At 49.9% G+C, this 6,988-nt stretch carries 6 protein-coding genes; all 6 read left to right on the plus strand.

What is annotated here, in order from left to right; all coding sequences use genetic code 11:
- Positions 1–81: 81 nt before the first annotated feature.
- The 6 genes from pyk to Q0413_RS10745 all read left to right on the plus strand — a co-directional run bounded on the left by pyk (position 82) and on the right by Q0413_RS10745 (position 6,950).
- A complete protein-coding gene (gene pyk, locus Q0413_RS10720; protein ID WP_298990301.1) occupies positions 82–1,551 on the plus strand; it encodes a pyruvate kinase in 1,470 nt (489 codons plus the stop codon).
- Positions 1,552–2,138: 587 nt separating this feature from the next.
- A complete protein-coding gene (locus Q0413_RS10725) occupies positions 2,139–2,849 on the plus strand; it encodes a cytochrome-c oxidase (RefSeq protein ID WP_298990304.1) in 711 nt (236 codons plus the stop codon).
- A 410-nt stretch (positions 2,850–3,259) separates the two neighbouring features.
- The gene (locus Q0413_RS10730) at positions 3,260–4,495 is read left to right on the plus strand and encodes a hypothetical protein (RefSeq protein ID WP_298990309.1); all 1,236 of its coding nucleotides are present in this window, start codon (positions 3,260–3,262) and stop codon (positions 4,493–4,495) included.
- 312 nt (positions 4,496–4,807) lie between these two features.
- Positions 4,808–5,236, plus strand: a complete 429-nt coding sequence (locus Q0413_RS10735) for a hypothetical protein (RefSeq protein WP_298990314.1) — start codon at positions 4,808–4,810, stop codon at positions 5,234–5,236.
- Positions 5,237–5,269: 33 nt separating this feature from the next.
- Complete coding sequence (locus tag Q0413_RS10740) at positions 5,270–6,631, plus strand: hypothetical protein (RefSeq protein ID WP_298990317.1); 1,362 nt, start codon at positions 5,270–5,272, stop codon at positions 6,629–6,631.
- Between the two features lie 16 nt (positions 6,632–6,647).
- Entirely contained in the window at positions 6,648–6,950 is a 303-nt protein-coding gene (locus Q0413_RS10745) for a hypothetical protein (protein WP_298990320.1), read from the plus strand.
- The last annotated feature ends 38 nt before the right edge of the window (positions 6,951–6,988 follow it).

The following is a 6,988-nucleotide window of genomic DNA, read 5'->3' on the forward strand; positions in this document are numbered from 1 at the left end:
AATTTTAAAATTTAGAAATTTCAAAATTTTGCGCAAAATTTCGCCAATGCGGCGATAAATTTTAAATTTAAAGGAGAAAAGATGCTTAAAAAAACCAAAATCCTAGCGACCATCGGGCCCGCAAGCGACAGCGAAGAGATGATGAGCGCGATGGTAAAGGCGGGCTGCAACGCCTTTAGGATGAACTTCAGTCACGGCACGCACGAGTATCACGAGGCAAATTTAAACAAAATTCGCGCCGTAGAAAAGAGCCTGGGCGTGCGCGTAGGCGTCTTTCAGGACATCAGCGGCCCAAAGATCCGCGTCGGCAAGCTCGAGGAAAATTTTAAACTAAAAACGGGCGATAAAATCACCTTCCTTCCTCACGAAATGATCGGCAAAAAGACCGCGGAAGGCGAATACGAGCTGTGTATCAACCACCCCGAAATTTTGCCTCTGATGAAGGCGGGCGAGTTTATCTACCTCTACGACGGCTCGATCCGCGCCAAGGTAGTCGCGGTAAGCGAGCAAGGCGTGCAAGCGGTGCTCGAAAACGACGGCTTTTTAAGCTCGAATAAGGGGGTGAACTTTCCAAACACCCGCCTAAATATCGACGTCATCACGCAAAAAGACCTCGAGGATCTGCGCTGGGGCGCGGCGCACGGCGTAAATTTCGTAGGTATCTCCTTCGTGCAGTCGCAAAACGACATCCTGCGCGTGCGCGAAATTTTAAACTCTCTGGGCTCAAAAGCTAAAATTTACGCCAAGATCGAGAAATTCGACGCGGTCGAAAATATAGAGCAGATCATCGAAGCAAGCGACGGTATAATGGTCGCGCGCGGAGATCTGGGCATCGAGATGCCGTTTTATGAGATCCCGCGTATCCAAAAGCGCATCATCGCGTTAGCCAACGCCCGCTCAAAGCCCGTCATCACCGCCACGCAGATGATGCTTAGCATGACCGAGCACGAGCGCGCCACCAGAGCCGAGATCAGCGACGTCGCAAACGCCGTGCTCGACGGCACCGACGCCGTGATGCTAAGCGAGGAAAGCGCCATCGGCAAAAACCCCGCAGCCGTGGTCGCCGCGATGAGCGAGACAATCCGCGAGACCGAAAAGATCTATCCTTACGACAAATTTAACGATTACGATTTCTACGACGAGACCGATATGATCACCTCAAGCACCGCAGCGCTCGCCGCAAGACTGAGCGCGGGCGCGATACTTTCGATCACGGGCTCGGGGCGCTCGGCGATCAAACTCGCACGCAACCGCGCCAAAATCGATATCATCGCAATCGCACACGACGAGCAGACCGCGCATGCGCTAAGTCTCGTGTGGGGCGTAAATCCGGCGATGGTCAGGGAAAAAACGAGCATCAACTCGCTGCTCGCACGTATCATAAGCGAGGCTCTGCAGCGCGGGCTCATCGAAGAAGGCGGCACCTACGTGATGACGGCGGGCTTTCAAAGCGGCCATCCCGGCAGCACCGACTACATCCGCATCATCAAAAAAGATCAGATAGATTTCTACCGCGACGCGGCGAAAACGGGCTTTGAAAGTAAAATTTAAAGCGCAGCTAAAGGTCATAATGTCAGAGGCTGCAGCTAAATTTAATTTCGCTACGAGATTACAAGCAGCAACGTCGCGTTTATGTCGTGATAGAATTTGCTAAATTTAATTCCATTGCGAGATAACGGTGCAGTATTTTTTAGCAACTAAAACTTTGGTGGCGCTTCGGTGGCTTTATTTCGCGCAGATCAAGAACAAGCGTGTGAACAGTTACGCCTGTGATTTCATGGCTCACCGCGGACTGGCAAATTTATTTTATGCGATACCGCGCAATGCCGCGGTCGGTTTATAGCCGCATTCAGCGATAAATGACTAGCATACGATGCTTAAAAGGGCGAAATTTTAAAATTTTAGTAAGCACTTTGAACGATTTCATGCGATCTAAATTATGAGCTAAATTTTACGACTAGCGGTGTTAAATTTAGCCGCGTAAAGCGTCGCGCTGAAGCCGAATAAAAAGAAAATAGAGCCGCACCGCAAAAATTAAAATTCCGCAAAAATATATTCGTTAAAAATCAAGCTCGCGCTCTTAAATTTCAGGGTATAATTACGAAGAGAATTTATAAAATTTAACCGAAGGAGAGACCATGAAAAAATTTCGTTCACTGCTGCTGTGTGCGGCGGCGGCTGCGACTTTGAGCGCCCAAAGCGAGAGTAGTGAGGACAAGGTGGAAAAAATCACTTCGATCGACATCTATGTTTCGCCGTTTTATTCGGCCAAGGAGGGCAAGCCCGAATACGTGCACGTTTACGAGCCTATCGACGATCTGTTGATGAAAAACGACGTGCCGAGCCTGAAAAAAGCGATCAAAATCATCGAGGACGCCCCGGACATGGTCGCTCCGACCACGCTGATGACGGTCGCGGCGCGCGCTTATGATCTGGGGCTTAAGGACGACGCGGTGTTTTGGTTCTACGCGGGCAAAAATCGCTTCCTAACCTTCGCTCGCGTCATCGATATCAAGGACGAGATGTTTCGCGAGACTGAGTCCGCGAATGCGGCATTTTTGCAGCTAGTCGGCAACGTGGTAAATCCATATGCATTCTGCGATCTTGCTAAACAGCGCGATGCGGCGGCACGCGCCAGGGACTGGGTCAAGGCGCACCCGTATAAAGCGATATTTGATGAGAAATTTCCATCGCACTTCGTAGATCGCGCCGCTGCGCTCAAGGCAGCCGAGGACAAAATGGACGCCGCGCTACTTAGGCAGGACGAGTTTTTCGCAGACCCCGCTAAAAAGGCGGACTTTCTAGCCAAGCGCAAAGCAAATAACGCAGATGAGCGCTTCTGCGATTAGTGCCGCTTAACCAGCGGCACTTTTGAAAAATCGGCATTATTTGAAATTTTTAGCTACCAAAAATTTAGTGTTGCATTTTTATCTCCTCAAACGGATCTGCGCGTGAATTTAAAATTTTATGACGTAGAATTTTATCGCTAACGGCACGCAGTGAAGCTTTGATATAAATTAGCCTAGATCTGTTTAAAATTTAGCAGAAGCTCGCACGCAATTCTATTTCGCATAAATTCTATCAACAACTAACACAAAATCAGATCAAATATTACTAAAATTCCAGCCGTTTGGCGACGTAAAATTTCACCGCTACCGCCTAAAAATCGAAGTTTTTAAATTTAGCCGCGCGGCGAAATTTTATCCGTTTTTATATACGAACATTATATAATTATCAAAATTTTTTACAAGGAGAGAGGATGAAAAAGCTCGCTACGATACTTGCGCTGCTCTGTGCGGCGGCGTTTGCCAAGGAGTATGAGTATATGGTGCAAAGCATGAGCTACAGCTCACTCGGGCAGCGCAAGGAGAGCACGTATCTAAGCTACGATGCGGCGGCGCGCAAGCTGGAGCAGATAAGAGATACGAACTCCTCGGACGGCCTAGGCTCTAGCTACAAAGAGATCAGCTACTTTGACGAAAAGGGGGATATGGTTAAATTTGAAGTATTTAACCTCGATCTTAAAAGCGGCAAGTGGAAAAAAATAGAAGACTACACGGAAAGCGTAAAAGACGGCATCACGACGCGCGAGAGCAATTCGGTAGCGGATGACGGCACGCGCAATGCGAGCAAAACCGTCTCTAGCTACGACGGTAACGCGACGCAGGACGTGAGATATAAGTTTGTAAAGGGCAAATGGCAGAAAGAGAGCATGAACAGATCCGTAAAAAACGCGTGGGATAAGGAGGAGCTTACGATAAGCTTCAAATGGGACGGCAAGAGCTGGCAGCCCAAAGATAAGATCGAAATTTTCTACGACGCCGCAGGAGAGATGAGCGGATACGTGAGCTACGAGTTTGTAAACGGCGCGTGGCAAAACAGCGAGCGAGAGATGCTTAACGGCGATCGAAACGGCAGCTACGAGCAGATCCGCAGCACCTTTAAGGACGGCGCGTGGCAAAACGCGACGATGAGCAAGCACGAGCTTGATGCCGCGAAAGGCGAGGGGATCGTTACGAGCTTCATCTGGAACGACGAGAAGGGCGCGTGGGATAATATGAGCAAACAGACCGCTATCAAGAAGGGCGCGGATCTTAATATGACCTCTTATCTGTGGGACGAGCGACTTAAAGATTGGGTCAAAAGCTACTCAAACGGCGAAATTTACGATAAATCGGGCGAGCGACTACTAGAGCAAAGCTACGAATCAAATTCCAGTAGCGGCAAATACGTCTATAGCTACGACGAGCGCGGCAGCAATACCGCGATGGATATCTACAAGCTTGATGCGAGCGGCAAATGGGTGCAAACCGGGCGCTCGGAGGCCACTTACGATACTGCAATCTCAGCCGATAGCGTGGGGCACGGAGCCGCGCTGATGATGTTTGAGATGCCTAGCATCTACGCGATAACGAGCTTTAAGGAATTTAAGCTTAAAGACGGCAAGTCCGAGCTCATAACGGAGCAGACGTGGAAATATAAAAAGATAAAGTAGCGTTTGAAGATGCGCAGGTAAAATTTCGCGGCTAAATTTTACCTGCGCGGCCTTACGCGAACGTCGCGGTTAAATTTAGCAGGCGCGGCGCTATTTTATGCGGATGTGGCGTCGCGCAAGCTATGCGTTTAAATTTAGCGGACGAGCAATATTCGTGTGAGTGCCGCGGTTAAAATTTAGCAGGTGCCGTCACACGAGCTTTACAGTTAAATTTAACGGCGCGGATGTTTCGTGCGCTGCGTAAATTTTAAAATTTAAATCCTACGCCGCGACAGGTCCGCACGCAGCGACGACAAAAGAAAAGGTTGAAAAATGGTTTTAATCAGAGTGGCAAGAGCGGCTATTTCGGCTTTAATTTCGGCGAGTATCTGTTTCGGCGCCGTAGCAGCGCAAGATCATGGCGCGGCAAGCGAGCAAAAACAAACGGTGCAAGGCGTCCAAGGAGAGGATCTGGCGCCCGCAGACAAGCAGAGTGGCGAAATAAACGCAACAAAGCGCGCAGACGAGCAAGGCGACGAGGCGCAAAATTTTAAAATCAAAAGGCGCTATTTTCGTAGCTGTTCGTGCCTGCATAAACAAAAATCAAAGGAGCCCGTCTATCTCTACGATGAAATTTCGCAAGAGCAGGCCGAAAGATCGGCGGCCTATTTCATCGGCTATTTCAAAGAGGGCAAGCTAAGCCGCTATGAGAAAATTTACGAAGGCGAGAGAGCTTTTTCGAGCGAGGATATAAAGCGGTAGACGCAATTTAAAATTTAGATAAAAGGAGCGGTCATGAGAGGTGTTTTTAAAATTTTGCCCGAGGATGCGGCGGTAAACTCGAGGGCGCGGACGGCGGTTTTCGCAGGCTCCATTTTGGCGGCGACATTAACGCTAGCGATGCCTGCGGGCGCGACCGAGGCGAGCGAAGCGGCGACGAAATACATAGCGCGGGATAAAATTTGCCTGCAAAAGACGAGCTACAAAACAGAGAGCGGCGCCGTGCCGCGCTACGAATATGAAGTGAGCCAAAACTACGACGCCAAAACCCGCCGCCTAGAAAAAATCTACAAAAAGAGCGGCGAAGAGGGATCGTCCGTATCTAAAAGCTTTAGCAAATTTGACGAAAGCGGCGAGCGCGAGATCGAAAATGTCGAATACGACTGGGACGCGAATACAAACAAATTTCGCGAAACGGCGATGAGCAAGCAGGAGATCGCAAAGGACGGCTCGAAAATTTATTTCAGCCTGCAAAGCAAGGACGGCAAGCCATACGAGGGAGAAAAAGTCGTCGAAAAGCGCGAGGGCAAAACGGAAATTTTACAAAATTTAACGCTAAAAAAGGGCAGATGGACGCCGACGCACCTTACTAAAAGGATTGTCGATGAAAGCGACAGAAACAATTTCGTAGCGACCTATGAATGGAACGCCAAAGCGAAAAAATGGATGCCGTACGAAAAATCGATATACCATTACAACGGCGACGTTTACGCGGGCTCCGAAGGCTACGCGTGGCACGGCAAATGGGTGCCGCTTACAAAGCACACGGTCTTTGCGGCCGCGGACGGGACGCGCAGCGAGATAAATTTTATATGGAAGGACGGCACATGGCAGCGCGATGAAAAGATCTTGCGCAAGATCGAGCCTAAGTATAGGCGCTTTACCGAGCTAAGATCGCGCTGGGACGCCGCAAAAAACGAGTGGAGGGAGTACTACAAAAACGTGCACGAGGAGACCGAGGAAAGCAGGCCTCTACGCGAGCAAACCGCGCTTTGGCGCGAGGAGCTGCAGCGCTGGGAGGTCGTGTTTGAAAACGAGTTTAGCTACAACGCGTGCGGCAACGTGATAAAAAATCGCGCGGCCTCCGATGGCAAGCAGTACGAGTATATCTACGACTACGACGAAGCGAGCAATAACATCTCGATCATCCTGCGCGAGCCCGATGAGAGCGGCAAATGGCGCGAGACGCAAAGGACGCAAAACGTCTTTGAGCGGGATATTTTAGCGCACGACGTCCTGGATCGCGGCTTCATCGGCGACTACATAGCCGCGGGCGAAAACGCGATCAAAAGCAGCAAGCAGTATTTTCTAAAAGACGGCGAGTTTAAGCTAAACGAAACTCGCGAGTGGTTTTACGGCAAATGCGAGCCGCAATAAAATTTAGAAAAGCCTCATGAACGAGCCTTATATCGTTAAAATTTCAGATAGCGACGCGATGATGTTCGGCTGCGAAGCGGACGAGCGGGTGCGCGAATTTACCGCCAAATTTGACGGCCGGGAGTACGAAAGCGAGTTTGAGCGGACCAGCTATCTGCTCGGCACGGATGTTTTTATCGAGGTCGCGAGCGAGGAGAGCTTAAATGAAGGCACCTTACGCGCTCAAATTTTAAACGAAAAGGCTTTGGACGCTGACGGCAGCACGACGTTTTTGAGCCTGCGAGAGTGGGACGGCAAGGGGCATTCGCGCGAGCGATGAAATTTTACGCGCCATCAGCGAGGATGAGGACGGCGGCG

Origin of the sequence: uncultured Campylobacter sp., assembly GCF_938045465.1 — a bacterium.
In the GTDB taxonomy this organism is placed as follows: domain Bacteria; phylum Campylobacterota; class Campylobacteria; order Campylobacterales; family Campylobacteraceae; genus Campylobacter_B.

Bases quoted from the DNA above. Each gene is read 5' to 3' on its own strand.
- Q0413_RS10730 (WP_298990309.1), top strand. From the start codon at position 3,260: ATGAAAAAGCTCGCTACGATACTTGCGCTGCTCTGTGCGGCGGCGTTT.
- Q0413_RS10740 (WP_298990317.1), top strand. From the start codon at position 5,270: ATGAGAGGTGTTTTTAAAATTTTGCCCGAGGATGCGGCGGTAAACTCG.
- Q0413_RS10725 (WP_298990304.1), top strand. From the start codon at position 2,139: ATGAAAAAATTTCGTTCACTGCTGCTGTGTGCGGCGGCGGCTGCGACT.
- pyk (WP_298990301.1), top strand. From the start codon at position 82: ATGCTTAAAAAAACCAAAATCCTAGCGACCATCGGGCCCGCAAGCGAC.
- Q0413_RS10745 (WP_298990320.1), top strand. From the start codon at position 6,648: ATGAACGAGCCTTATATCGTTAAAATTTCAGATAGCGACGCGATGATG.
- Q0413_RS10735 (WP_298990314.1), top strand. From the start codon at position 4,808: ATGGTTTTAATCAGAGTGGCAAGAGCGGCTATTTCGGCTTTAATTTCG.